This window comes from Paraburkholderia sp. RL17-368-BIF-A (assembly GCF_046054045.1).
Lineage (GTDB): Bacteria > Pseudomonadota > Gammaproteobacteria > Burkholderiales > Burkholderiaceae > Paraburkholderia > Paraburkholderia graminis.
This window is the reverse complement of sequence record NZ_JARESN010000033.1, coordinates 1-25,150: the sequence shown is the minus strand read 5'-3', so window position 1 is coordinate 25,150 and position 25,150 is coordinate 1. Positions and strand designations below refer to the sequence as shown.

The 25,150-nt window shown below is 64.0% G+C and carries 22 protein-coding genes; 12 read left to right on the top strand and 10 right to left on the bottom strand.

Going from position 1 to position 25,150, the window contains the following annotated elements:
- Positions 1-29: 29 nt before the first annotated feature.
- On the bottom strand, positions 30-2,447 hold the full coding sequence (locus tag P0D87_RS31365) for a GcvT family protein (RefSeq protein WP_408637110.1): 2,418 nt from the start codon (positions 2,445-2,447) through the stop codon (positions 30-32).
- Between the two features lie 461 nt (positions 2,448-2,908).
- Between P0D87_RS31365 and P0D87_RS31360 the strand changes: the two genes are divergently transcribed.
- The gene (locus P0D87_RS31360; RefSeq protein ID WP_053860573.1) at positions 2,909-3,688 is read left to right on the top strand and encodes a DeoR/GlpR family DNA-binding transcription regulator; all 780 of its coding nucleotides are present in this window, start codon (positions 2,909-2,911) and stop codon (positions 3,686-3,688) included.
- Positions 3,689-3,735: 47 nt separating this feature from the next.
- Here the strand turns inward: P0D87_RS31360 and P0D87_RS31355 are convergent, their stop codons facing one another.
- Both P0D87_RS31355 and P0D87_RS31350 read right to left on the bottom strand, forming a co-directional pair.
- On the bottom strand, positions 3,736-3,924 hold the full coding sequence (locus P0D87_RS31355) for a hypothetical protein (RefSeq protein WP_053860574.1): 189 nt from the start codon (positions 3,922-3,924) through the stop codon (positions 3,736-3,738).
- A 61-nt stretch (positions 3,925-3,985) separates the two neighbouring features.
- Positions 3,986-4,735, bottom strand: coding sequence for a glutathione S-transferase family protein (locus P0D87_RS31350; protein ID WP_053860575.1), 750 nt, complete (start codon positions 4,733-4,735; stop codon positions 3,986-3,988).
- A 389-nt stretch (positions 4,736-5,124) separates the two neighbouring features.
- Between P0D87_RS31350 and P0D87_RS31345 the strand changes: the two genes are divergently transcribed.
- Positions 5,125-5,289, top strand: coding sequence for a hypothetical protein (locus P0D87_RS31345; RefSeq protein ID WP_167450670.1), 165 nt, complete (start codon positions 5,125-5,127; stop codon positions 5,287-5,289).
- Between the two features lie 32 nt (positions 5,290-5,321).
- Here P0D87_RS31345 and P0D87_RS31340 read toward each other — a convergent pair whose 3' ends face one another.
- The 5 genes from P0D87_RS31340 to P0D87_RS31320 all read right to left on the bottom strand — a co-directional run bounded on the left by P0D87_RS31340 (position 5,322) and on the right by P0D87_RS31320 (position 10,379).
- Positions 5,322-7,085: an MOSC and FAD-binding oxidoreductase domain-containing protein gene (locus P0D87_RS31340; RefSeq protein WP_053860576.1), complete on the bottom strand. Its 1,764-nt coding sequence runs from the start codon at positions 7,083-7,085 to the stop codon at positions 5,322-5,324.
- 11 nt (positions 7,086-7,096) lie between these two features.
- Entirely contained in the window at positions 7,097-8,023 is a 927-nt protein-coding gene (locus P0D87_RS31335; protein ID WP_408637109.1) for an alpha/beta fold hydrolase, read from the bottom strand.
- Between the two features lie 147 nt (positions 8,024-8,170).
- Positions 8,171-8,818 carry an isochorismatase family protein gene (locus P0D87_RS31330; protein ID WP_053860578.1) on the bottom strand — a complete coding sequence of 216 codons (648 nt, stop codon included), beginning with the start codon at positions 8,816-8,818 and terminating at the stop codon, positions 8,171-8,173.
- Between the two features lie 319 nt (positions 8,819-9,137).
- Positions 9,138-9,863 carry an alpha/beta fold hydrolase gene (locus tag P0D87_RS31325; RefSeq protein WP_232292293.1) on the bottom strand — a complete coding sequence of 242 codons (726 nt, stop codon included), beginning with the start codon at positions 9,861-9,863 and terminating at the stop codon, positions 9,138-9,140.
- A gap of 165 nt (positions 9,864-10,028) precedes the next feature.
- The gene (locus P0D87_RS31320) at positions 10,029-10,379 is read right to left on the bottom strand and encodes a DUF4148 domain-containing protein (RefSeq protein ID WP_053860580.1); all 351 of its coding nucleotides are present in this window, start codon (positions 10,377-10,379) and stop codon (positions 10,029-10,031) included.
- A gap of 333 nt (positions 10,380-10,712) precedes the next feature.
- Here P0D87_RS31320 and P0D87_RS31315 point away from each other — a divergent pair, with 333 nt between their 5' ends.
- The 7 genes from P0D87_RS31315 to P0D87_RS31285 all read left to right on the top strand — a co-directional run bounded on the left by P0D87_RS31315 (position 10,713) and on the right by P0D87_RS31285 (position 18,626).
- Positions 10,713-10,916 (top strand): CsbD family protein, encoded by a 204-nt coding sequence (locus P0D87_RS31315; RefSeq protein WP_006050307.1) that lies wholly within the window; start codon positions 10,713-10,715, stop codon positions 10,914-10,916.
- 56 nt (positions 10,917-10,972) lie between these two features.
- Positions 10,973-11,221: a hypothetical protein gene (locus tag P0D87_RS31310; RefSeq protein ID WP_006050306.1), complete on the top strand. Its 249-nt coding sequence runs from the start codon at positions 10,973-10,975 to the stop codon at positions 11,219-11,221.
- Between the two features lie 245 nt (positions 11,222-11,466).
- Positions 11,467-14,955, top strand: coding sequence for a DEAD/DEAH box helicase (locus P0D87_RS31305; RefSeq protein WP_053860581.1), 3,489 nt, complete (start codon positions 11,467-11,469; stop codon positions 14,953-14,955).
- A 250-nt stretch (positions 14,956-15,205) separates the two neighbouring features.
- Positions 15,206-15,496: a hypothetical protein gene (locus tag P0D87_RS31300; RefSeq protein WP_029969043.1), complete on the top strand. Its 291-nt coding sequence runs from the start codon at positions 15,206-15,208 to the stop codon at positions 15,494-15,496.
- A gap of 216 nt (positions 15,497-15,712) precedes the next feature.
- Entirely contained in the window at positions 15,713-16,525 is an 813-nt protein-coding gene (locus P0D87_RS31295) for a peptidoglycan DD-metalloendopeptidase family protein (protein ID WP_053860583.1), read from the top strand.
- 83 nt (positions 16,526-16,608) lie between these two features.
- Positions 16,609-17,301 (top strand): septal ring lytic transglycosylase RlpA family protein, encoded by a 693-nt coding sequence (locus P0D87_RS31290; RefSeq protein WP_408637108.1) that lies wholly within the window; start codon positions 16,609-16,611, stop codon positions 17,299-17,301.
- Between the two features lie 539 nt (positions 17,302-17,840).
- The gene (locus P0D87_RS31285) at positions 17,841-18,626 is read left to right on the top strand and encodes an alpha/beta fold hydrolase (protein WP_082367224.1); all 786 of its coding nucleotides are present in this window, start codon (positions 17,841-17,843) and stop codon (positions 18,624-18,626) included.
- On the opposite strand, the gene P0D87_RS31280 is transcribed toward P0D87_RS31285, so the two are convergent.
- Both P0D87_RS31280 and P0D87_RS31275 read right to left on the bottom strand, forming a co-directional pair.
- Positions 18,589-19,575: a LysR family transcriptional regulator gene (locus P0D87_RS31280; RefSeq protein ID WP_053860586.1), complete on the bottom strand. Its 987-nt coding sequence runs from the start codon at positions 19,573-19,575 to the stop codon at positions 18,589-18,591. The two genes, P0D87_RS31285 and P0D87_RS31280, sit on opposite strands and share 38 nt — an antisense overlap.
- A 96-nt stretch (positions 19,576-19,671) precedes the next feature.
- The gene (locus P0D87_RS31275) at positions 19,672-20,862 is read right to left on the bottom strand and encodes an MFS transporter (protein ID WP_053860587.1); all 1,191 of its coding nucleotides are present in this window, start codon (positions 20,860-20,862) and stop codon (positions 19,672-19,674) included.
- 185 nt (positions 20,863-21,047) lie between these two features.
- Here P0D87_RS31275 and P0D87_RS31270 point away from each other — a divergent pair, with 185 nt between their 5' ends.
- From P0D87_RS31270 to P0D87_RS31260, 3 genes are all read left to right on the top strand, one after another.
- Positions 21,048-22,010: a GlxA family transcriptional regulator gene (locus tag P0D87_RS31270; protein ID WP_006050297.1), complete on the top strand. Its 963-nt coding sequence runs from the start codon at positions 21,048-21,050 to the stop codon at positions 22,008-22,010.
- 717 nt (positions 22,011-22,727) lie between these two features.
- On the top strand, positions 22,728-23,465 hold the full coding sequence (locus P0D87_RS31265; RefSeq protein WP_006050296.1) for a response regulator transcription factor: 738 nt from the start codon (positions 22,728-22,730) through the stop codon (positions 23,463-23,465).
- Between the two features lie 98 nt (positions 23,466-23,563).
- A complete protein-coding gene (locus P0D87_RS31260) occupies positions 23,564-24,961 on the top strand; it encodes a FecR domain-containing protein (protein WP_216649303.1) in 1,398 nt (465 codons plus the stop codon).
- Positions 24,962-25,150 lie beyond the last annotated feature (189 nt).

The window sequence follows — 25,150 nt, the reverse complement described above, 5'->3', positions numbered from 1 at the left end:
GGCGCTTTCCGGTTACGGGGGCCCGCCCGCTATCCCCCGCCCACGTCGATTGCGTAGGCGCCGCTTGTCAGATACGCGGCGTCGGCTGCGCCATCGGGATTGTTCACGTAGCCCATCGCGACCGGGCAGCCGAGCGTGTGGCCGAACGCCGCCGAGCTCACGAAGCCGACTGGCTTGCCGTCGCGCAAAATCGCTTCGCCGCCCCATAGCATGTGATTCGCGGCGCCGTCCGCGCTCAGCACGACCATGCGGCGGCGCAGCGGCTCGTCGCGCAGTTTCAGCAGGGCGTCGCGGCCGCGGAACGGAATGTCCTTGTCGAGCTTGCACGCGAACGCGAGGCCGGCTTCGAACGGATTCGTGTCCGGCGTGAGTTCGCGGCCCCATGCGCGGTAGCCTTTTTCGATCCGCAGCGAATCGATCGCGTAGTAGCCTGCATTCACGAGGCCAAACGCTTTGCCCGCTTCGCGCAACGCCTCGTACACGCCGACGGCGAATTCGACCGGCACGTACAGTTCCCAGCCAAGTTCGCCGACGTAGGTGAGGCGCGTCGCGCGTACCGTCGCATAGCCGATGTCGACTTCGCGGCTTTGGCCGAACGCGAACGCTTCGTTGCGCCAGTCCGTTTTCGATACGCTTTGCAGCAGTTCGCGCGAGCGCGGGCCCATCACGGCGAGCACCGCATATTGGCTGGTCACGTCGACGAGCACGCAGTGTTTGTCGCGCGGAATCGCTCTCTCGATCATGTCGAAGTCGCGCGTGGTTTGCGCGGTGCCGGTGACGAGCAGGTACTGGTCCGCGGCGATGCGCGTGAGCGTGAAGTCCGATTCGTAATTGCCGCGTTCGTTGAGCATGCCGGTATAGACGGCCGTGCCGGGCGGTACGTCGACGTCGTTCGTGACGAGGCTTTGCAGCACGCTTTGCGCGTCGCGTCCTTTGACCAGGAATTTGGAGAACGACGTCATGTCGAAAAGCGCCACGCCTTCGCGGCAGGCGCGGTGTTCGGCGCCGCTCGCACGCAGCCAGTCCGGCTGGCCGAATGTGTAGTCGACGCGTGCTTCGCCGGGCGTCGGCGCGAAAAAGTTGGCGCGCTCCCAACCCATCTTGCTGCCGAAGCACGCGCCGTCCTCGCGCAGCAGTGCGTACAGCGGCGACCGGCGCAACGGTCGCGCGCTGTCGAGTTCGCGATTCGGCCACGGCATTGCGTAGTGCAGGCCGAGCGTCTCCTTCACGCGATCATGCAGCCACGCGTCGTTGCCGTTAAAGCGCGCGAAGCGGCGAATGTCGACGGGCCACAAATCCATGGTCGGCTCGCCCGCGACGATCCATTCGGCCAACGCCATGCCCGCGCCGCCCGCGGAAGCGATGCCCATCGAGTTAAAGCCCGCGCCGACGAAAAAGCGCCGTAATTCAGGCGCTTCGCCGAGCATGAAGTTGTTGTCGGGCGTGAACGATTCGGGTCCGTTGTAGAACTGGCGGACCTGTGCGGTTTCGAGCGCGGGCACGCGTTGCAGCGCGTTAGTCATCAGGATTTCGAACTGATTCCAGTCGTCGGGCAGAAGCTGGAATTCGAAGTTCTCCGGAATGCCGTTCATGCCCCACGGTTTGGCGTCGGGCTCGAAACCGCCCATCACGAGGCCGCCCACTTCCTCCTTGAAATAGATGAAGCCGTCGGGATCGCGCATGACCGGCAGATCGGGGTGCACGCCCTCGATGCGATCCGTGACGATGTAGTAGTGCTCGGCCGAGTGCAGCGGCACGGTGACGCCGCACAGTCGGCCCACGGCCTTGGCCCACTGGCCCGCGCAATTCACGACGATGTCCGCGCTAATCGAGCCTTCGTCGCCCTCCTTGTTGCGCCAGGCGACGCCGGTTGCTTCGCGAGAGCCGTGCGCGTCGCGCGTGTGGATCGCCGTGACGCGGGTGTTTTCGACGATGCGCGCGCCGCGCATGCGAGCGCCGCGGGCGAGCGCCTGCGTGAGATCGGTTGGGTTGGCCTTGCCGTCGCCCGGCAGCCAGACGGCGCCGAGCAGGTCGTCGGTGCGCATGACCGGCCATAGGTCGCCGGCTTCGCGCGCGCCGATCACCTCGCAGGCGACGCCGTACGCGCGGGCCACGGCGGCGGTGCGCTTGAGTTGCGTCATCCGCTCGGCCGTGCGGGCCACCGACAGCGAGCCGCATTGCTTCCAGCCGGTGACAAGGCCGGTGTCCGCTTCGAGTTCGGCGTAAAGCGCGGTCGAGTAGCGGATCAGCTTCGTCATGCTTTCCTGCGCGCGTAACTGCCCGACGAGGCCGGCGGCGTGCCACGTCGTTCCGCAAGAGAGCTGGCCTTGTTCGAGGAGGATGACGTCGGTCCAGCCGAGCCTGGTCAGGTGGTAGGCGACCGAGCAGCCGATGATCCCGCCGCCGATGATGACGACGCGGGTTTGTTGGGGGATGGGTGTGGACATGTGTGGTTGTTGGTGGCGTTGGTGTGCGTAGATTGCCGTATAAGTGCACGGAATGCAACGTGAGCGGTGAGGCTTTGTGGTGGTTGGGGTGGTGTCATGTGGTGGTCGTATTTTGGCGGTAGGTGACCTGTCGAAGCTTGGTCGGATCAGTGTCGGGGTCGAGTGTTTTCCGCCCGGGACAGCAGCGAAGACGGCTGTGAGGTCGGTTGGGAAAACGGCTGGGAATGGCGTTGGGACGGGCGTTGGGACGGCGGCTGGCAAAGATGCAGCGAAGGCTGCGGCGAAGCCGCTTGCACATTCGGCTGCCACTGCGGGCGGTCTGCCTAAGCGTCGGGCGTCGCTCTTGCGCCCCGCACGCGTGGACTACGGAGCTATGTCGGCCAACCGTGGAAATATGTGGGAAATCCCACATCAGCCCGTCGTTTTGCTAAACTCACCGCACCCTTCATCCGCCCGACTCCATGCTCTCGACCCAACGCCAGGCCGAAATCCTGCGGCTCGTCCGCGAGCAGCGCACCTGCACGATCACGGCACTTGCCGCGCGATTCGAGGTGTCCGACGAAACCATCCGCCGCAATATCAAGCCGTTGATCGAGCAGGGTCTGCTGCTGAAGGTTCACGGCGGCATCATGCTGCCCGAGCGCCTCGACGAGCCGCCGTTCGAACGGCGCATGGCCGCGAGCCTTGCCGGCAAGCGGGCCATCGGCGCGCGCATCGCCGAACTGGTGAGCGACGGCGATTCGCTGATTCTCGAGGGCGGCAGCACCTGCGTGCACATCGCGCGGGCCTTAGTGGCGCGTTCGCGGCTGACGGTCGTGACCAACTCGATCGAAGTGGCCCGGCTGCTCGCGCCGCACAACGGCAACCGCGTGTTCATCGCGGGCGGGGAAGTTCGGGCCGACGACGCCGCCGCGGTCGGCGACAGCGTGCAAGCTTTTTTGCGCCAGTTCCACGTGCGTTACGCGATCGTATCGGTGACGGCGATCGACATGCGCGGGCATTTCATGGATGCGCTCCCGGCAGACGTCGCGTTTTCGCTGGCGGCGTTCGCGCAGGCCGAGCGCCGCGTGGTCGCCGCCGATCACGTGAAGTTCGGCCATAGCGCGCTGCTGCACGCGTTCGGCGCGGATTGCGTCGACGTGCTGGTGACCGACGAGGCGCCGGCGCCGGCGCTTGGGCAATTGCTGGCGGCGGCGGGGCTGGAGGTGGTTGTGGGCGTACCGGCGCGCGAGGAAGCGTAGGGCGGTGCTGGTATCTCGAATGGGTTAGATCGCGACTCGTTTTGAGGTCAAGGGCTGTTCAACGAATTCGGCCGACGGTTTCCGTTTGCTTTTTCGTAGTCCATTCCGATCGAACTCCAACCGATGTCGCGACCGATTCTCATAGCGAACGATCTCAAGTTCGCATCGGCGCCGGCCGGCATCTCGCCAGTCACATCGCGCAGGCGCGCTTCGTCGGGCTCGACGGTGCGGATCACTGGGTCTTCGCGGGCGACCAGCAACCCGTGCTGGACAACGTCAGGCAGTTTGTCGGCAACCTTAACTTGCCGACTGCGACGTCCATTCGCTGAAGCTCAGCCCGTCACGAATGGTTTTATGTTTTGCCCATTCCACTTCGGCAGCAGTGGCGTATGTCACCCCCGGCTCCCACCAGAGTGCCGCTTCCTGTTGCACAGAAGGTCGTTTTTCCATTCGAGCGACCAACGACGCAAGCCTGGGTCGGGCAGGGGAGCGCCAGGACAATCGCAACGGACGCGTTTCGATGAACTGACAAACGCAGGTGAGCAGGATGTCCTGAGCCGAAATGACACCGGGGACGAAAGCGCCGTCAGCGCCGACAAGCTGGGCCTCGAACCAGTCGAGAAGGTACTGGTTGCGCATCGCACATCGCGCGGCGTGAACATTTTCTTCATGCCTGACGCCGGACCACTGCAACTGCGACACCATCGTCGTCGATACGCCGAACGTCTGTAACGTCGCGAGAACGAGCTTGTCGTGCCAGCTTTCCGTCGCGCGCACATAGTCGGATGCCAGGGGCTCCATGCCTGGGGGCGCAGGCGCGCCTGGATACGTGGACATGAGGTAATCGATGATCACAGCGGAATCCCAAAGCGTCAGGTTGCCGTCGACCAGCGTAGGAACCTGAAGCGTCGGCGCGACCTTCGCACGCTCTTCGACGCTGGGTGTCGTGAAGGTCTCCTCGCGCTCAAAATCGAGTCCCTTCTCGACAAGCACGATACGGACGGCACGAGCGAAAGGCGATCCTGTCGTGAAGAACAGCTTGCGCATCCTGGTCCCCTTGATTGACGGACGGCGTTGACGGACATCCACTGCAACGTGGCGAGCGCAGCCTGATGTGTGTGGATGAACTGCGTGCAACAAACGGCGCGCTTTTTCAGTAGGACCGGACAATCTTCCTGGACGCGCTGCAACGGGCAGGCGAAGCGTCGGCAACACCTGGACGATCGGGCAAAAAATGTCGACGCACGGGCAGGACGGCAACGGCCTGCGCGAGGCAAAGTCCGTCACAGGATGGGACGTGACATTTCAACGTCGTCCGTCGTTCGCAGCCAAACCTTCCACCGGTTCCGGAATCCTGGCGCGCCACCAGACTTGCGCAGATCGGTTTAGGCACAGTGGCTTATCGGTTCGTGCAAAAGAGACAGCGTGAGATGCCGATGAAACGCCTGATAAGCCGCGCGATGTACCACCCGCTCATCGCACTATCCATGTTCTACTTTATCGACCTGATGTACAACGTCGACTACAGTCCAACCAGCGCTCTGCTCGTGCTGGCAGCGAAATCCATGTCGCGGGTGGTGAACGTGTTCAATAAGGGGTAGGGCTATACGTCGATATGGCACACCCACGCCACTCAAATATCGATCACCACATCACCATGCGGCCTCGCGCAGCAAATCAGCACATTCCCCGCCGCAGGTGAATCCAGCGGATTGGGCTCATACGCGACGGACCCCGAGATCAACCCGCTCTCGCAGTTGTGACAGACGCCGCTGCGGCACGACCAACGGACTGGCACGTCACATGCCTCGGCGAGTTCAAGAATGCTCTGATAGGCCGATGCGTTCCAGTGCGCGGCGATGCCACTGCGCGCGAACGATACCAGCGGACCGGTGTTCACAGCGTCTTCAGGTGGATGTGGAACTCGCGTGGGTACGCCGGCGATGCCAGGCGTCATCGACTCCCCGCCGTTGAAGATTTCGACGTGAGTCCGTTCGGGCGGCGCGCCGAAGGCCGCGAGTGCCTCTTTCATGTCCGCCATGAAGACAGTCGGTCCGCAGAGATAGAAGTCCGCGTCTCGCGGGACGCCGACCTCGTCCAGGACCGCTCGCGACAGGCGACCGGTCGCGTCGAAATCCTCGCCCATCCGGTCGCCCAAGCCGGGCCTGCTGTAACGGACGTGACTGCGGCCGTGAGCCAGCGACAGCACCAGGCGGCGCGCTTCGGCGGCGAATGGATGGTGCTGCGCGTCGCGGGCGGCATGCATCCACAAGACCTGCCGCGTCGAGCGGGCCGTCGACAGCGCGTGGAGCATTGCCAGAAGAGGCGTCGCGCCGATTCCCGCGCTGACGAGCACAACGGGCCGCTGTCCTTCCTGCAGCGTGAAGCTTCCGCGCGGCGAGCTGACATCGAGCGCATCGCCCACCCGCACATGCTCCCTCAGATAGTTTCCAGCCGCGCCATTCGGCTCGATCTTCGGGCTGATCCGATAGCGTTCCGTCGATGCAGCACCCGAGAGCGAGTAGCTGCGAAAAAGCGGCGGGCCGTCGACGGTCCTTTGAAGACGCAGCACCACATACTGGCCGGGCAGAGCGGGTCGGAGCGGTTGGCCGTCCGCGCTCGTCAATGTGAGAGAGAGAACGTCCGCGGACTCCGGCTCGATGGCCGCCACTGTGAGCGGTCGAAACCCGGGCGGAGCCGGATGCGTCGCCGCTGCGGGCGCGAGGCCCGCGTTACCGCTCGCCTCGCCTCTCATGCGGCTTTGCAGTAACGCCTCGAACGAAGAGCGCCATCCTGGCGAAAGCGCCTCGATTCGCAATGCGCGTTCGAGTCGATCGCGCGGATGATCGGGCGAATAGAGGAGCGCGTTGACCTCTGCGACTGTCATCCGCTCCGTTGCCTCTCCGACCTTGACGATCTCGTCGCCCGCGCCGACTTCGCCTTCTTGCAGGACGCGCAAGTAGAAGCCGGGCCGTCCGCTGGATGTCAGCAAAGCGGGCATCCGCGGCTCGTTCATTCGAATCCCGACGCGGTAGCAGGTGACCCGTGGCTGACTGACCTCGAACAGTCCGTTGCCGATCCGATAACGGTCGCCGATGCACACCGCTGAGTCGGGCATTCCCTCGATCGTGAAGTTCTCGCCGAACTGGCCGTCGACGAGATCGGATCGTTTCAACTGCTCCTGCCAGTAACGGTACGATTCCATCTGGTAGACGAAGACGGCTCGCTGCTCACCGCCGTGTCCAGCGAGATCGCCTTGGCCGTCTCCATCGAGATTCAGCCGCCTGGCCCAACGGCGACCCGGCACCGGGTTCTTCCAGATCCCGGTGTGGACAGTGCGGCCATTCCAGTCGATGTCGCGCGGAAGCCCGACATTCACCGATAGCAGTTGAGCCATGCAAGCCTCAATTACGTTCTTGAGTCGATCTTTCGGGCGAGGAAGTCGCGTATCAGCGGCACCATCTCGTCCGCCTTGTCTTCGAGCGCGAAATGACCCGTGTCGAGCAGATGCGTCTCGACGTGCGGCAAATCCTCTTTGTACGGATACGCGCCATCCGCCGGAAAGATGACGTCGTTCTTGCCCCAGACGATCAGCATCGGCGGCTTGAACTCACGGAAATACGCCTGCACCTTCGGGTAAAGAGGCAGATTGGTCCGGTAGCCATAGAACAGGTCGAGCTGGATGTCGTTATTGCCGGGGCGATCGAGCAGCGCCTGGTCATGGACCCAGTTGTCCGGAGAAACACGCGTGCGGTCGGACACGCCATCGGTATATTGAAAGATGGTCGTCTCGAGCGTGAGCAGCGGCAGCAATGCTTTGCGGCTCGCGTCCGAGCCGTCGGCCCAATACGCCTTGATGGGATCCCAGAATGCCTTGAGGCCCTCGTCATAGGCGTTTCCGTTCTGGACGATAAAACCCGCCACGCGATCCGGATGCTTCAGAGCAAGCCGCCAGCCGACGGGCGCGCCATAGTCCATGACATACATCGTGTACCGATCCGCGCGGAGTTGGTCGAGCAGGCTGTCTACTAATTCAGCGTAGCGGTCGAACGTGTAGGCGAATTCGGCACGATCCGGCATGTCGCTCTGACCATAGCCGGGGTAGTCCGGTGCAATCACGTGATAGCGGTCGGCGAGTGCAGGAATCAGGTTCCTGAACATATGCGACGAGGTTGGAAAACCATGCAATAGCAGCACAACGGGAGCGTCGAGCGGACCGGCCTGTCGGTAGAAGATCTTCAATCCATCCAACACCGCGGTTCGATGATAGGTGACGGGAACGGCAGGACCGGTGCGGTCTGCAGCAGACGAAGTACTCGAGGCTGGACTGGCCATTGCGATGCTCCTTGTTCGGATGGCCGGTCCGCGATCACCTTCTTTGCTCGAGGATGTCGAGCCGCGGCTCAGCACTGTGTGAGAGCTACAGAAATACGCTGCAAGAAAGGCATGTGAAGCGAGGAAGTTCGGACGCCGACACCAGGATCAAGTCATTGCGGCGACGACGTCGTCAGTGGATACCACCGCGTGCGCGAGAAACGCATAGTTGATCATGGCCGCTTTATAGCCATCACCCCAGACGGGATGACGAGGCCCCGCGGTTGCATCGGCTACGACCGACACTTCAAAGCCCTGCTCGAGCAGGTCCCGCAAATGAGCCTCCACGCACATGTTTGCGAGCATGCCGCCGAGCACGACTTTGCTCATGTGACGTTTGCGCAATTGCAGTACGAGGTCATTAGTTTGCGGACCGAAGACCTTGTGCGGACTCACGACGATGGTCTGGCCGTCATCAATGTAAGGCTTGAACTCAGCCAGCCAATCCGCGCCCGAGCCTTCGAATCCCTGGAGGTTCAGAGCGCCTTCTCGCGCGAACGTACCGGTTGCGAACTCGTCGGCTTCGAGTGGACCGTTGAACTTCCACGCGCGATCGGTCGGAAAGAAGTAATGCGGAGATATGAATACATTGATCTTCGCGGCTTTTGCGGCCTTGAAGATCCTCAACATGTTTTCGACGGTTCTGTTTTCCGTGACGCTCGCACCCACCGCACCCCAATTCTTTCCCGTCGGGCTCAGCACGTCGTTCTGGGGGTCGATGAAGACCACGGCCGTATCGGTTGGATCACAGTTCATGCCGGGTCCTCAGTAGAGAAACGGATGGCCGTCGAGCCTCCGCTTACATGAAGTGTTAGGAAGCGTAGGTTAGTCGCTACCGTTTAGCAATGCGGAATTTTGGTGCGGTTGTGGCCCCTTTCGCGACAGAGAACATCGCGTCATGCGAACGTGATGCGCGGCATGTCTATCCTCTCTGGCGATGAACGCGATCGTGCTTTTGCTGTGATGTCGACTCCGCACCATCGAGGTGCCATTCATATGCAAAAACTGAATCGCGTTCGAGCCACTTCTGCGCGCGTCGAATAACGCGCAGCGTATCCATGCGCCGCCAGATGCATTACTGCTGCGCATGCTTTGCTGCGTCTTCAATCACCGCGGCCACTTCCTTCGGGCGCGACTCGTACACCGAATGGCTTGCACCCGCCAACACGGTGGTATGGCTATGCGCGCGCTGGTAATAGAAGCGTTCGAGATCCGGATTGATGATCTTGTCGTCGGCCGCGACGATACCCCAGCTCGGCTTCATGGTCCACGCGGCCACTTTCATCGGCGCGGAGAAAACTTTCGCGGCCGTCAGAATCTGCGAGCGCGACTCGAACTCGGCTTCCTTCAGCGGCAGATCCGCCGCGAAATCCTTCGCGAAGTCGGCGGGATTCAGATAGGTGTAGCCGTCGTCCGTTTTCTTGATCGCGCCTGCCTGCTTCGACGTATAGCTGGGCATCTGCTTGCCGAGGTCGCTTTCGTCTTCGCCGACTGCCGGTGCATGCGCCGCCACGTACACCAGGCCGGCCACTTTCGGATCGACGCCCGCCTCGGTGATAACCGAGCCGCCGTAGCTATGTGCGACCAGAATGGTGGGGCCATCCTGCAGATCGATGACGCGTTTCGCGGCGGCCACGTCGTCGTCGAGCGACGTCAGCGGCTCCTGCACCATCGTGACGTGATAACCGTCTTTGGTGAGGATGTCGTAGACCGGCTTCCACCCCGAGCCGTCGACCCACGCGCCATGAACCAGAACGATGTTCTTGATCGGCGCCGTAGCGGGTTGCGTGGTTTGCGCCATTGCGTCAGCGGATCCCAAAAGACTGGCGGCCAAGGTCAAGGTCGATACTGCGAAAGGAAAAATCTTCACTTTGAAACTCCAACGAAAAAGGTTTGATTTGAAGAGCGGGCGACGCTAAACGACATCGCGTGTCAATGCACGACGGAGTCGTTGACCAGGGCTCACTTAACTGCCGGAGTAGATGTTGCAGTAGCTAACCGGGCCGACGCAGCCGGAGCTCATCGCTGTCTGAAGCCGTGTGCCCGCAGCGGAAGTGCCACGCTGCGCGACACCGCCGACAGCTTGCGTAGTCAGTTGCCCGTCGTTCTGTGCGGCGATCCTGGCTTCTGCCGCCTGGACATCAGCCGGGTAGTTGACGTCATCACCTCGGCTCGGGTTATAGCCCGCCTGCTCGACGCGAACAAGATCCGCCCGAACTTCTGCGCGCGTCAGCGGGGCGCTGGACTGAGCAAAACTGAGAACGGGAGCGCCAAGCGTGGCAGCGGCGAGTGCAAGAGCAACGAACAGTTTCGACATGATAGGAACTCCTAAATAAAATTAAAATTTGCTGGACCATGAGTTAGCCAGCGGGACAGTGATAACGACAAGCCGGATCGGTGCTCGGGTGATTTCGATTAACGGTCGATTATCGGTTCGGCTTTGGTCTACATGGAGGCAAACACGGGCGCCGCGTGCTTATTCCAAAAGATTTTCACAATCGATCCGATTGCCGTGTCGCATTGCGGGAAGCGGGTACGGGGTTTGCTCGCCTCCGGTGACGAACGATGGCGCTAACGCAAGACAACCTCCACAGGTTGCGCGCTGGCCCAAACCGCTTTAAGAGGCGGATTTTTTACCGGAGGAACGAAGATGAACAAGGATCAGCGTGAAGGAATCAAGGAAGAGCTCAAAGGCTTCGTGAACAAGGGCGTTGGCTCGATCACCGGAAACGAGGGCCGCAAGGCGAAGGGCGAGGCGCAGATTACGACCGGCGATAACCGTAAAGAGCTCGGCGACCAGACGGACAACATCGAGAAAGGCAAGGTCGATCCGGGCAATCCGTCCAACCTTTAATGCTCGAGAAGTGCGGGCAGTCTTACCTCGGCTCACCGATCGGAAGGAGCAGTCGGATGCAGGAAGTGCACACTCATCGCGGTTTCACGGTGACCGTTCTCGCGGAAGACGATCCCGCAGGCGGCTCGACGGTGACCACGCGAATACAACGTGACGACGGCGGTCAACCGGACAACGGCGAGTGGGCCGCGCCGCGCCAGAGCCGCTCGCGTTTTCGCGGCGCGGCCGCAATCGGCGCGGCGCTCGACGACGCGCGCCGCCAGATAGACAGCGCCTTGGGCAGCGACGACCCACTCGGCGAATAAGCGCCGCTGTCCAAATTGGTGCGCGTCGCGCGTTGCCGCTTGCATCGCGAGCCAATAACAATCCCCGCCCACAACCCATCCCCACGAGCGCCACCTCGCACAGCCAAGTCCCGCCAACGCGTAAAATGGCCGGTTATCACTGGCAAGCAACGCTTCGAAAAATCGTGGCGGTAGACAACGCACCGTCCGCCGAATCGATTCCATCGCGCCGCTTGCCTTCGCCGGCTTGAAGAGGATGCACGCTGATGTCGTCAGTTTTCTTTGATCGCGAACGGATTGCTGAGTGGCTCGGTGATAACACCGTCGCCAAGGCGCGCGCGGTCGGCCCGGTCACCAACATGCAATGGCACGGAGCCACGCTGACGGGCGACGTGCAGGGCAGCCAGCCCGAGCCCTACCGAACCCGCGTGCGCTTTCGCACGGACGGCGGCACGCCGTGGGCGCAGAGCGATTGCAGTTGTCCGGTCGGCCGCAATTGCAAGCATGTGGCCGCGCTGCTGCTCGCCGAGCTCGAGTATCACGACGAGATGGACCACATTATTCGCGTCGACGACGATGAGCGCAGCGACAGCGCGCCGCTCGTGACGCAACGTGCGTCGGTGGAACGCTTCGGTCCGCCGCAGGGCGTGCGCCCGGAACTCGTGAGCTGGCTCGAACGCTTCCGTGCGCGCGCCGAAGCCGCCGATGCCGCCGCTCAGAAAACGGCTGCCGCCCGCACCGAAACGCTGGCCTACCGGCTCAACTGGTCCGACTTCCACATGCGCCACGAGGTGGTGCTGTATCGCGCGCGCTGCGATGCGGATGGCCGCATCGTCGAGGTCGGCGAGACGTGGGGCAATGTAGAGTCGGCGCTGCTCAAGCAACCCAGGTTCGTGTCGGACGAAGATCTGTCGATTCTGCGCGGCCTGTGGCTTGGCCGTTCGCGCGAAGACTTCGGGCAATTTATTCTGCGCGGCACGAGCGGCGCGGAAATGCTGCAAAAGCTGATCGCCACCGGGCGCCTCTTCTTCGACTTCAAGCTCGCGCCCGGCGATGACGCGCCGACGCCGCTCGCGCGCGCCGCCGACCGGCCGGGGCGCATCGAATGGGAACCGCTTGCCGACCAGCGTCTGCGTCCCGTGCTGCGCACCGAGCCGCGCGCGAGCATGGTGCTGCCGACCGAGCCCGTCTGGTACGTGGATGGCGACGCGCGGGAGGCGGGCATCGTGCGCTCGTCGCTGCCGTTCCAGCAATTGCCCGACTACCTCGCGATGCCGCCGATCTCGCTGGCCGAAGCGCCGCTCGTCGCGTCCGTGCTGCGCGAAGTCGCGCCCGAGTTGCCGTTGCCGCCTACCCACGACACATCGGCGATTCGCGTGATCGATGTCGAACCCGTGCCCGTGCTTACGCTGAACAGCCACGCGCTGCCGTCCGCTGCAAAGACCAGCAAGCCCGGCAAGGCGGGCAACGTCGCCAAAAGCCAGGCCGTCGAACTGGCCGGCGTGAGCTTCGACTACGACGGCGTCAGCATCAACGTGGACAGCAGCGTCACCCTCGTGCCCATGCCGGGCGGCGACGTCATCCATATTCGCCGCCGCTACGACGCCGAGAAAAAGCGCCTGCTCGAACTGCGCAAGACCGGGTTGCAGAAGGTGCCCACGAGCCGCGTATTCGCGTCGCGTCTGTTGCCCGACACGATGCTCGGCTTGCCCGATGCCGAAGCGTGGTCCGCGTTCGTCAACGACGCCGTGCCCGAACTCGTCAGCAAGGGCTGGCGTGTGACGATGGCGCCCGAGTTCCGCTACAACGTGATCGAGATCGATGCAATCGACGGCACCGCGCATCAGGCCGGCGACGGCTGGTTCGATCTGGAAATGGGCATCCGCATCGGCGAGCGCAACGTGCGGCTCGAACCGCTGCTCGCCGATCTGTTCCGGCGCGACCGGCGCTGGCTTGGCGGCGCGCTCGAAGCCATCGCCGACGACGAGCCGATCGAGCTCAAGACCGAAGAGAATAAGCGCTTGCGGCTGCGCGCCGACCGGCTCAAACCGGTGGTGCGCGTGCTGGTCGATCTGTTCGATTCGCTCGGCGGGACGCTCGCCGATGGCGCGCCGCTGCGCGTGCCGTCCGTCGACGCAGGCCGCCTGCAGGCGTTGAGCGACACGGGCCGCTGGCAATTCCGCGGCGACGATTCGATCCGCCAGCTCGCCGAGCGTCTGCAAGCCGGGCCGCGTTTGCGCGAGGTGCCGGTGCCCGCGGCGTTGCGCGCGCAATTGCGCGCTTATCAGCAGCAGGGCCTGAACTGGATGCAGTATCTGCGCGAGCAAGGTCTTGCCGGTGTGCTCGCCGACGACATGGGCCTCGGCAAAACCGTGCAGACGCTCGCGCACATTCTCGCGGAGAAAGAGGCCGGACGGCTCGACAAGCCCGCGCTGATCGTCGTGCCGACCACACTCGTGCACAACTGGCGCGAGGAAGCGCGACGCTTTGCACCCGAGCTGAAAGTGCTGGTGCTCAACGGCCCGCAGCGCAAGGAGCGCTTCGAGCAGATCGGCGAACACGAACTGATTCTGACGACGTACGCGTTGTTGTGGCGCGATCAGAAGGTGCTCGCCGAACATCAATATCACCTGCTGATTCTCGACGAAGCGCAGTACGTGAAGAACGCCACGACGAAAGCCGCGCAGGCGATCCGTGGGTTGAGCGCGCGCCATCGTCTGTGTCTGACCGGCACGCCGCTCGAGAATCACCTCGGCGAATTGTGGTCGCAGTTCGATTTTCTGCTGCCCGGATTTCTCGGCAGCCAGAAGGACTTCACGCGCCGCTGGCGCAATCCGATCGAAAAGAATAACGACGGCGTGCGCCGCTCGCTGCTCGCGCGCCGCATCCGGCCATTCATGCTGCGGCGTCGCAAGGACGAGGTCGCGAAAGAACTGCCGGCCAAGACGACGATTGTATGTTCCGTCGATCTCGAAGGCGCGCAGCGCGATCTCTACGAAACCGTGCGCACGGCGATGCAGGAAAAGGTGCGCGCCGCGGTGAGCGCGCAGGGCCTCGCGCGCAGCCACATCATCGTGCTCGATGCGCTGCTGAAGTTGCGGCAGGTGTGTTGCGATCCGCGTCTCGTGCGCACGCTGCGGACTGCTCAGAACGTCGGCGAAGTTGACGAAGGTTCGAGCACTCAGACCGCACGAGCTTCCGATAAAACAGAGAAGGGGGTGCGTTCGGCCAAGCTCGATCTGTTGCTCTCGATGCTGCCCGAACTGATCGACGAGGGCCGCCGCGTTCTGCTGTTCTCGCAGTTCACCGGCATGTTGTCGCTGATCGCGCAAGCGCTCGACGAAGCCGCGATTCCCTACGTGATCCTGACGGGCGACACCACCGACCGCGTCACGCCCGTGCAGCGTTTCCAACAAGGCGAAGTGCCGTTGTTCCTGATCAGCCTGAAGGCGGGCGGCGTGGGTCTGAACCTGACCGCCGCCGACACGGTGATTCACTACGACCCCTGGTGGAATCCGGCCGCCGAGAATCAGGCCACCGACCGCGCGCATCGGCTCGGTCAGGACAAACCTGTGTTCGTCTACAAGCTGATCGCGGCAGGCAGCATCGAAGAAAAGATCGTGGAATTGCAGGAGCAGAAGGCGGGCCTCGCCGACAGCATTCTCTCGGAAGACGCCGCGGGCGCCGCCAAATTCTCCGACGACGACCTCGACGCGCTCTTTGCGCCGATGCCTGAGCTGGAAGGCTCGAAGTGACGCGCGCGGTCGCAACGACCGTGCGTGTCGATCACAACCACGCGTCTTTCAAAAACGCCGTGCCGCTCTAAAGCCCGCCTTTTGATCGTATTCAAATCTCGTCACATCTGACTCGCTACTGTTCAAAGGCGTCACAAATCGTCAAGGATTGCTGAGTTTGACCTGATGCCGTCAACGGTTTCTTTTCGCACTCGTTGAACACGCGACCATTAATCGGTCAGTCAACGCATACGTTAAGGAAAACACCGTCATGAACAAGCAACTTCTCGCCGCCGCCGTCGCTGGTCTGTTCTCGATCGCCGCTTTCGCGCAAGCCTCCGCGCCCGCAGCTGCTTCCGCGCCGCAAGCGGCTCCGATGCATGCAGCTTCGGCCGCAACGCACGAAGGCGAGCCGGTAGCCCCGCATCATCACGCGAAGAAGCAGCACAAGCACGCGCACAAGCACGCGCATAAGCATGCACACAAGCACGCGGCATCGACGGCACAGGGCGACGACAACAGCGCGCCCGTAGCCGACGAAGCAGCGCCTGCCAAGCCGTAATTTTTCCGTCGATTAGCGAGTCTGCGAAGAAGCGGGCCGGTGCGAGCGCATCGGCCCGCATCGCCGCATTCGCCCGCGTTCGCTTCACATCGGCATGAAGAGCGCCATCCGGCCGCGACGCCGATTTGCATGATTGCATGGTTGCATTAGCGCACACACAAAAACGCGAGCGCTGAAACGCCGCTCGGCAAGATCACGATCTCTTCTCATCCGTTAATGAAAATCTGTTTGCCCCGATGCGCAGCGCCGCGCGTTCTGAAGCTGCTCGCATGGTCATTGGCCGGCGCGCTGAGCGGCTGCTCGCTGCTTTCGCCGAGCACGCCGTTGCTCGAAGCGCCGGTCAGTTCGTCCTACGATCCGATCTCGGCCTGGACGGCCGGCAATGCGTCGGCCGCGTTGAATCCGCCGACCGTGCCCGCGGGGTTTTATCGCGTGAATCCGGGCGATACGCTGACGGCCATTGCGCACGACTTCGGCCGCGACGCGTCGGCGATCGCCCAATGGAATCGTCTTTCCGCGGATGGCTCGCTGCGCGCCGGGCAGATATTGCGCGTCGCTCCGCCCGCGGCAACGCAGAACGTTGCGGCCGCAACGGATCAGCGCGCGGCCACGGCGGCGGACAAGCACACGGATGCCGCATTGACCACCGCCGCCGACGCCAAAGCGCGGCTTGCCTGGCCCGTTAGCGGCGCGGTCACCGAGCCGTTCGTGGCCGGCAAGACCAAGGGCGTGACGATCGCCACGCGCGCCGGCGAACAGGTCAGAGCCGCGGCGAGCGGCCGCGTCGTCTATGCGGGCGGCGGCATCGCGGGTTATGGCCAGCTCATCATCGTCAAGCACGACTCGCATTTGTTGACCGCTTACGGCAACAACCGCGCGCTGCTCGTCAAGGAAGGCGCACCCGTCAAGAAAGGGCAGGCCATTGCGGAAGTTTCCGCGGACGCCGCCGGCGATGCGTCCGTGCATTTCGAAGTACGCAAGGACGGCAAACCCGTCGATCCGCTCGCCTACCTTCCCAAGCGCCATTAAGCCGGCGTTTGTTTCCCCGAACCCACCAGACCGCACACGACGCGCGACGCTGTTCACCCAGCGCGGCGCGCGCGACAACGCTCATGATCTCTGATTTCCGCAGTTGTTCGACAGGCCGCCTTTCATCGGCGCTTGCATTGTTAGGCGCCGCGCTCGTGCTGGCTGGCTGCGCGCAACCCGACGCGGGCGTAAGCCCGTCGGGCTTCGACGCCCCGGCCATTCACACGCTGCGAGGCGCGGGCGGATCGCGCTCGAAACATAGCGACGGCGTCGGTGCGGACGCTGCCGGCGTGCCGCTCGCGTCGGCCCCGCAGCCGCACGCGCACCGGCAGCCGCACGCAGACGCGGACGCGGACGCGGACACCGATGCAGACACCGACACTCAGTCCAGCGCCGACGATTCGCCCATCGTGCCGGCCTGCGCCTGCGGCAAGGGCTTTCAGCAGACGGGCTTCGCTTCGTGGTACGGCAAGCTCTTCGACGGACGCCGAACCGCGAGCGGCGAACGCTACAACATGCATGCGTTGACGGCGGCGCATAGCACGTTGCCGCTAGGCGCTTGCGTGCGTGTGACGGCGCACGGCCGGCCGCGCTCGGTGGTGGTGCGCATCAACGACCGCGGGCCGTTCGCGCGCGGTCGCATCATCGATCTTTCGTATGCCGCCGCGGAAGCGCTCGGCGTTCGCGCGGCGGGCCATGCACAGGTCACGCTCGAACACATCGCGCCGGTGCGCGGCGCCGACGGCACACGTCGCTGCATGGATCAGCCGGTCTGATATGACGCGTTGCTCATGCCTGCCGGTTGGTTTCAGCGGGCTTACGTATGGGTGACGGCGGCCGGTCTTCCGCGGTGTTATACGCAACAGCGGACTGTAACAAATCATCGCTTGTGTAAAACGCGCTGTTTTGCGGGTCTTTGGTCGTAAGTTTTTTGACGCCGCATGCAGCATTGCTTGCGGGCGCACAGCTATTACGGCGTGCGTAATAACTACCGCCTGCGTCGTTACAAAAGTAGTTCTTTCATCTTGAGGAAGACTTTCTTAGCAGCTATTTTTTGAGCACTCGTGTGGTAGCCCCCGCGAGCGTGTGGTGTTTTTTGAGCGGCATCGTCTCATGCGGGACGATGCCGTTTTTTTTGTGCGCGACGCTTTGCGCCGGCGTTCGATCCACGTCCGATCCGATCACGCGGCGATCGACCGTATAAAGAAGAACAGCGCTTATCGGATGGCTCGGCGAAATCCACAATGTGGCCACGGTTGCAGGCAAGCCCGCACCGTTCACTTACGCGCAACGAGCATTGGCAAGGAGCATTGCTATGGATATCCGGACGAGGGCAACAACGATTCATGTCAGAGAGCGGGGCAGCGGCGAACCGGCACTCGTGTTTCTGCACTACTGGGGCGGATCGTCGCGCACGTGGGACGCGGTTGCAGGCGAACTGTCGAGCGCGCACAGGAGCATTGCCGTCGACCATCGCGGATGGGGCAATTCCGCGGCGCCGGAGCAAGGCTATACGATCGCGGATCTGGCCAACGATGCGAACGATGTCATCGAAGCACTGAAGCTCTCGCGCTATGTGCTCGTCGGGCACTCGATGGGCGGCAAGGTCGCGCAACTGCTCGCGTCGCGCAGGCCCGAAGGACTGCAGGGCGTCGTGCTCGTCGCGCCGTCGCCGCCTTCGCCGATGGTGCTTCCCGACGAGCAGCGCGCCGCGATGGCGGCGGCGTACGACTCGCGTGAATCGATCGAATGGGTGCTGGATAACGTGCTGAGCGCGAATCCACTCACGCCGGCGCTGCGCGAGCAGGTGATCGCCGACAGCCTGCGTGGTGCGCCGCAAGCGAGAGCGGCCTGGCCGAACGCCGCGATGCTCGAGGACATCACGCACGAGGTCAGCTCGATCAACGTGCCCGTGCTCGTGGTGGCCGGCGAACTCGATCAGGTCGATCGCGTGGACACGTTGCGCGCGGAGTTGCTGCCGCGAATTGCCGGCTCGCGTCTGCAAGTGCTGGCGGGCACCGGACATCTGTCGCCACTCGAAGCGCCGTCAGCGCTCGCGGCGATCATCCGGCAGTTCGTTGGCGAACTGGGCGCTTCGTAGCGAGCGAGCGGCGCTGGCCCGGGCGTGCCGGCGGTGCTTGCCTGAAGCGATCCCACGGCGGCTCGTCGCCGAAAGCAGCCGCGAGGTAGTCGAGGAAGTGGCGCACCTTCAGCGGCAGATGGCGCGCGCTCGGATAGACCGCCTGAATCGCGAGCTCGGACGCCTGATACTCGGGCAGCAGTTCGACGAGCTTTCCGCATGCAATCTGCTCGCCGAATACAAACGTCGGTCCGTAGACGACGCCCGCACCGGCGAGCGCGGCTGCAAGCAGCATCTGCGTATTGTTGGCGGCGAGCCGGCAGGGCCCGTCGATTACGTGCGCGCGTCGTTCGCTGTCGAGGAGCGTCCAGTCGCCGACGGACACCGCTTCGCTGAACGTGAGCCGCGGCGCTTGCCGCAAGTCGTCGGGGCTGCGCGGCATGCCGTTGCGTGCGATATAGTCCGGCGACGCGCAGATCACCATGCGGCAGGGCGCGAGCCGCCGCGCGATCAGCGCGGAGTCACGCAAGCGACCGATCCGCACGGCGACGTCGACACCGCTTTCCAGCAGATCGACGTAACGGTCCGACAGCGCAACTTCAACGTTGACGTGCGGGAATTGCTCCATGTATCGCGCGAGCACCTCGCCCAGGTGCATCGCTCCGAACGTGACCGGCGCGGCGACTCTGAGCACACCGCGCGCGGTGCCGTGCGCGTCGCTGGCTTCCCGGTTGGCTTCGTCATAAGCGTCGAGAATGCGCTTGCATCGCTCGTAATACGCGTGGCCGACATCCGTCAGGCTCAAGCGGCGCGTGCTGCGCTGAAGCAGCCGCGCGTTCAATTGCGCTTCCATCGCGCTGACGTACTTGCCGGCCATCGCAGCCGATAGGCCAAAGCGGCGCGCTGCCGCCGCGAAACTGCCTTCGTCGACGGCGGCGACGAAAACGGCCATGCCAGTCAAGCGGTCCATGCGTTCCTCGATTCGATTGCGCAGCGATCCGCGCGGGCTATCCCGCAGGAGCGGAAAATCGCGATTATCGACGCAAACGAACCACTGTTGCCAGGCTCACGCCGCCTCGGTCTCGCGACGGGGCGCCGCGCGATGTGCCGCTTGCGGCCGCTCGATCCGCCGATACGCCGCCTCGGCGAGGATCAACGCGAGCGCAATCAGCGCGGCGGCCACGACGCTCAGATAACGCCCGCCCGTCGACTGCAACACGATGCCGCCGAGCACGCCCGAACACGCGAGCCCGATATACGTGGCCGTGTTGTTCAACGCGAGCAGCAACGGCGCGACCTGCGGCGAGACTTGCACGAGCCGGTGCTGCTGCGGAACGATGAGCCCCCATCCGCAGAGACCCCAGACGATCAGCGCAATGACAGCGCTGACGACGTGCGCCGAAGTCCACGGCAGCGCGCAGAAGTTGATCGCGGCAATGCACAGCATCGCATTGATGATGTGGCGGCTCGCGAACTTGTCGACGAGGCGTCCGGCAAGCAGATTCCCCACCGTCGCCGCCACGCCCCACACCAGGAACAGGCCGGCGAGCAGGCGCTCGTCGCCGTGCGTTACGCGATTGAGCACGACGCCTGCGTAGGTGTAGACCATCAGGAAGCCGCCGAACGCGAACAGCGATGTGAGCAGCGTGAGCGCGACGCGCGTGTCGCGGACCGGCGCGAGCCGGTCGCGCAATTTAATCGGCTGCGGCTGCGCGACGGAGGGCAGCATCGTCCACACGCCGATCATCGCGACGAGACCGAGCAGCGTGACGAACCACAGCGTCGTTCGCCAGGTGCCGAATCCGCCGATAAACGTGCCGATGGGCGAACCGAGCGCGGTCGCTCCCGTCAGGCCCGCCGTCACCGTGGCGAGCGCGCGGCCGCGCTTTTCGGGCGACGCGAGCGCGGAGGCGACGCCCAACGCAGTAGGCGAAAAGAGCGCGGCGCCGAAGCCCGCCAGCGCGCGGGCGAACAGCACCCAGTGCAGGTCGGTGGCCATCGCGCTGATCGCGTTGCCGACGACGAAAACGCTCAGCGCGCCGACCAGCAGCGGCTTGCGCGGCCATGCGCCGGCGACGGCCGCCATCACCGGCGCGGCGATCGCGTAGGTCAGCGCATAAAACGTCACCATCAGGCCGGCCGCGCCCACCGAAGTATGCAGCGAGGCCGCCACGCCGGGGAGAATGCCGGCGACCACGAAGTTGTCGGTGCCCATCGCGAACATGCCGAGCGCGAGTATCAGTAATCGACGGTCCATGTGAAGGTTCTCTACTTTTTAGCCAGCCTGTTGCGTTCCGATGCACGACCGCGCGGCCCTGGCGCGGCGATCCGGTCCTGCCTGCGCCGGACGGCCGGCGCGATGCATAGGCCAAGCATAGCCTTCGTTGACCGCGTCTCAAATGTCGTATATACCATCAATTCAGGACATGGCTGGAGCCGCGCATGCACACGATCGGTTTTGTGGTTTTTCCCAACTTCTATCTGATGGGTTTTGCGGCCGTCACGGCGTTCGAACTCGCCAACGGCGTGCTCGACGAGCCGGCGTACGACATAACGCTCTTGTCGGAGACGGGCGGGCTCGTGCCGTCGTCGGCGGGAATTCGGGTAGAGACGCAGCCTTTCGGCGACGCCACGTTCGATACGGTGATGTTTGGCTCCGGCGTCGACATCGACCTCCGGTCGCCCGCGCTGACCGCGTTCGTCAGACGCTCGCTCGAAACATCGCGGCGGATCGCAGCGCCCTGCACAGGCGCGTTCGTGCTTGCCGAAGCGGGCGCGCTCGACGGCCGGCGCGCCACCACGCATTGGCGGTTCGCGAACGATCTGCAGCGCCGCTTTCCGAAGATCGCCGTCGAGGAAGATCAGATTTTTATCGTCGACGGGCCGATCTGGACGTCCGCGGGCATGACGGCCACCATCGACATGGCGCTCGCGATGATCGAGAAGGACCACGGCCAGGACGTGTCGCGCACGGTCGCGCGCAAGCTCGTGGTGTACCACCGGCGCGCGGGCGGGCAGTCGCAGTTCTCGACCTTGCTCGACCTCGACCCGAAGTCCGACAAGATCCAGAAGGCGATCGACCACGCGAACGCCAATCTGCGCAACGCATTGACCGTCGAAGAACTTGCCGAGGTGGCGGGGCTCAGCCCGCGCCAGTTTAGCCGCGCGTTCAGTGCCGAGACGGGGCAGTCGCCCGCGAAAGCGGTCGAGCATTTGCGCGTCGAAGCCGCGCGGCTGATGCTGGAAAAGGGCCGCCTGTCGCTGGATGTGATCGCGGACGAAGTGGGCTTTACGGACCGCGAGCGAATGAGGCGCGCGTTCCTGCGCACGATCGGGCAGCCGCCTCAGGCGGTGCGTCGTCTGAGCCGGGAGGCGCGCGGGGTGGTGGAGTTGCACGCGGGCTAATTGCGCGCAACAACGGCGATAAGCGGTGGCGCCGGCAACGCCTGGCGGATTTGACAAAGCTTAAACGATTTATTTTGAGACAGTTCCTATACTGACTCACGAATGTCAAATCGCTGTTTCCGCGCTGTTTTCTGTTCCCGGCCGCGGTTTGAAAAGCAAGGCGGCGGGGCCAGCACCGCGCGAGAGAGACCAACTAATCCAATAGCGAGCCCAGTGGGCGAAGCGCTAATCGGCAGCACCTGAGAGGCAAAAACGAAAAACGTCGGAGCGGCGCGCAAGCCCGCACCGCGCGGCATTCGGCGGCATTTTGCGGCATGCAGGCGGCTCCCAAAACGGTACCTAAGCCGTGCCAAAGCGTTGCTCGAAAGGGCGATGCAATGCAAAGGCCGCCGCTGCGGCGACGTTTAATGATGCGAGCATAAACGCGCGTTTTTTCGATTATGATTATCGCCGGTTTGATAATCGCCGCTCCTAAATCAAAGAAAATGCGCACAAATTTTGAGACGGGGCGGCAACAGCTTTACGGGGCGCGAGGCGAAGGACCATTAGTTGAAAGAAAGTGGAAGAAACTTCGAAATGAGTGGAAAGCCGGATCGTCGGTGCCAGCGAGCACCGGCATCCCGGCCGATCCGCCGGTTTGCGGCACCGTTTGACGGTGCTCGTGCGCTGGCCCCAGTTATAGATGACGAACAAACGTAAGTCGCGTTGCGGGGTTTTATGAGAATTGCTGTCCTGGATGACGATTCGGCGCAGGCCGATCTAGTTTGCCAAACGCTGTCGGCGGCGGGCCATGTCTGTCATGCCTATGGCCAGGGTCGCGAACTGGTGCGGCAGTTGCGGCGCCAGACCTTCGATCTGCTGGTGCTCGACTGGAACGTGCCCGACATGTCCGGCGAAGATGTCCTGCGCTGGGTGCGGGAAAGTCTGTCGGAGCGCTTGCCCGTTCTGTTCATGACGAGCCGCGGCCATGAAAGCGACATCACGTCGATTCTGAATACGGGCGCCGACGACTACGTCGTCAAGCCGGTCTCCGGCGCCGTGCTGCTTGCGCGCGTCGGTTCGCTGCTGCGGCGCGCCTACCATCTGAAGCCGCCGTCGGCGAAAGAAGTGTTCGGCGAGTTCGAATTCGACCTGCATGCGAAGCATGTGGTGGTGCGCGGTACGAAGGTCGCGGTCACGCAGAAGGAGTTCGAGCTCGCGCTGCTGCTGTTCCAGCATCTGAGCCGGCCGCTGTCGCGTGCGCATATTCTCGACGTCATCTGGAAGCAGGCGACCGACATCCCGTCGCGCACGATGGACACGCACGTCTCGATGCTGCGCAGCAAGCTCGGTCTGCGCCCCGAACACGGCTATCGTTTGACGCCGATTTACGGCTATGGCTACCGGCTCGAACGGCTCGAATCCGCGAGCGACGCGCCGGCCGCGGCCGACCGTCGGGAAGCGGGGCAGGCGTGACGTTTGCCGTCGACCGTGCCGTCGATCTTGCCGCGGCGGAGCGCGGCAGTGCAGCGTCGGCGAGCCGCCGCGCGGGCGCGTGGCTCGCGGCAGCCGGCATGCTCGCGATTGCCTGTTTCGCACCGCCTGACGCGCACGCGCAGTCTTCGCGCACGCCCAGGCAGCGCGCGAAAGCCGCGCCGCCCGCCTATGTCTCCTACGTGACGCGCGAAGGCGACACGCTATATGAAATCGCGAGCCGCTATCTGATCGACGGCGGCGACTGGGCGGTGTTAAGCCGCCTGAACCACGTGCCCGCGCCGCGCCGCATGCACGCCGGCGTCGCGCTGCGCCTGCCCGCCGACAAACTGAAACAGCACCCGGAAACCGCGCGCGTGATTGCGACGAGTGGCCCCGCCGAACATGCGTTCGGCAAGGGGCCGTATGTGCCGCTTGCGGCGGGCGAGATGCTCGGCGAAGGCGACCGCATCCGCACCGGAACCAACGGCTTCGTCACGCTGGAACTGTCCGACGGCTCGCACGTGACCTTGACCGACGACGCCATGCTCGACATCGGCAAGCTGCGGCGAACCGCACTGACGGGCGCGGGCGACCGGCAACTCGAGCTGCGTCGCGGGCGTGTCGAAAGCGAAGTCACGCACGCGACGAAGAAAGACGACCGCTTTCAGATCCGCTCGCCGTCGGTGGTCGCGGGCGTGCGCGGCACGCACTTCCGCGTCGCCTACGACGGCGACGCGCAAACCACCGCCGTCGAAGTGCTGGACGGCGCGGTCGGCGTCGATCCCGACTCGGCTGTCTCACGTGCACCTGCGCCCGGCCTGCCGTTGCAGGCGTCGGCGCAACTGCTGGCGGCGCGCTTTGGCAGCGTCACGCGAGCCGGCGGCGCGCCAGGCGAAGCGGTCGAACTGCTCGCCGCGCCCGCGCTCGTGCAACCGGCCCGCGTGCAGGACGGCAAGACGGTGGCCTTCGATCTGATACCGGCCGGCGCCGGTGGCTCCGCTGAAACGGCGCGCAAGGCCGCCGCCTATCGCGTGCAGATTTCGCGCGACGCCGACCAGCTCGACCTGATTCGCGACCTGCGCGTGAGCACGCCGCACGCGGACTTTGGCGATCTCGCCGACGGCACCTATTTCGTGCGCATCGCCGCCATCGACGCAAACGGGCTCGAAGGTTTGCCGCAGGTGTATGGCTTCGAGCGGCGTCAGTTCGGACTGACGGCGTCCGCCGCGCCGCGCGCCGGCAGTCACGAGTACGAGTTCCGCTGGTTCGTGAGCCGCGCGCCGGCGTCGGGCGAAACGCGCTTTCGCTTCGTCATGGCGACGACAGCGGATCTGCGTCATCCGATCGTCGATCGCGCTGATCTGACGGACGGTCAACTGGTGGTGAGCGATCTGCCGCCGGGCGTCTATTACTGGACGATCGTCGCCGAGCAGTTCGACAACGGCCGCTTCTACGAGACGACGAGCGCGGTCCGCTCGTTCACGCTCGCGCGCTGACGTTGGCGGATTCGCTGGTAGATTCACGCAGCCGCATGCGATACGCTCCCGGACTCGCACGCCCAACAGACCCTACGCGCACGCCTTGCTGAACACATCTACGCGCCTGAGCCTCGACCCGCGCGCCCCGCGCGGACCGCGCCGGGGGGGGGGGTTTGTGGTCGAATTGGCGGCGCTGAGGGGCCCCGG